Source organism: Mycobacterium sp. E2699 (genome assembly GCF_001666745.1).
Lineage (GTDB): Bacteria > Actinomycetota > Actinomycetes > Mycobacteriales > Mycobacteriaceae > Mycobacterium.
Window position 1 is genome coordinate 1 of the sequence record NZ_LZJH01000083.1, and the last position, 1,109, is coordinate 1,109.

The 1,109-nt window shown below is 69.1% G+C and carries 2 protein-coding genes; one reads left to right on the forward strand and one right to left on the reverse strand.

The features are described 5' to 3' along the window. The coding region (locus tag A5696_RS14175; RefSeq protein WP_156738390.1) for a PPE family protein at positions 1 to 502 on the reverse strand (502 nt) is incomplete at its 3' end. 227 nt (positions 503 to 729) lie between these two features. Between A5696_RS14175 and A5696_RS14180 the strand changes: the two genes are divergently transcribed. Beyond that, positions 730 to 1,109: PPE family protein (locus A5696_RS14180; RefSeq protein ID WP_231964330.1), on the forward strand; the 380-nt coding region annotated here is incomplete at its 3' end.

The following is a 1,109-nucleotide window of genomic DNA, read 5'->3' on the forward strand; positions in this document are numbered from 1 at the left end:
CCGACCCCAACTGGGTGGCCGCCGCCGCGGCCACACCTCGATAGCCGACCATCGCCGACACGTCCTGGGCCCACATCGCCTCGTAGTCGGATTCCACAGCCGCAATCGCGGGAGCGTTGAAACCGAACAGGTTGGAGTTCACCAACGACACCAGGTTGGAGCGGTTGGCCGACACCACCACCGGATGCACCGTCGCCGCCAACGCCGACTCAAACGCACCGGCCACCGCTTTGGCCTGCGCGGCCGCACTCGCAGCTTGAGACGCCGCCGAGGTCAACCACGCCGAATACGGAACGGCTGCGGCGGCCATCGCCGCGGATGCAGGACCCTGCCACGCGTGACCAGCCAACGCCGAGGTCACCGAGGAAAACGATCCCGCGGCCGCACTCAACTCATCGGCCAGCCCGTCCCACGCCGCAGCGGCCGCCAACATTGGCGCTGACCCGGCACCGGAGAACATCCGGGACGAATTGATCTCCGGCGGGAGCACCAAAAAGCTCATGACCGCGGTCCCTTCTCAGCAGCGAGCCCCGGGAGCCAAAGTGTGCCGTTGCTCGGGTTCGCACGCAACCGCGACTGCGAGCGCTTGATCCCTGCGGTCCGGTCCGCAACGATCGTGCGGCGGCCGGGATTGGATTCCCGCCTAACGGGGTATGGGGCAGGCCGGAGAATGTACGTTGCTCCAGTGGCTGCTGAAGGTCTGATCAACGACGATCGAGGGGAGCAGTGATGAACTTTTCGGTGTTTCCGCCCGAGGTCAACTCGGTGCTCCTGCTTGATGGGCCGGGCCCGGGGCCGATGCTGGAGGCGGCGGCGGCCTGGGACGGGATCCGCAGTGAGTTGAGCGCGGCGGCAAGCGCATTCAGCTCCGTGACCTCGGACCTGGCCGGGCAGGCCTGGCAGGGCCCGTCGGCGGCGTCCATGACCAACGCGGCCGCCGGGTACGTGGACTGGCTGGGCGGGGCGGCCGCGCAAGCCGAGCAGTCGGCGGCCCAGGCGCGGGCGGCGGCCGTCGCCTACGAGGCCGCGCTGGCGACCATCGTGGACCCCGGGTCGATCACGGCCAATCGCGGCCAGCTGGTGTCGCTGGTGAACTCCAACCTCGGCAC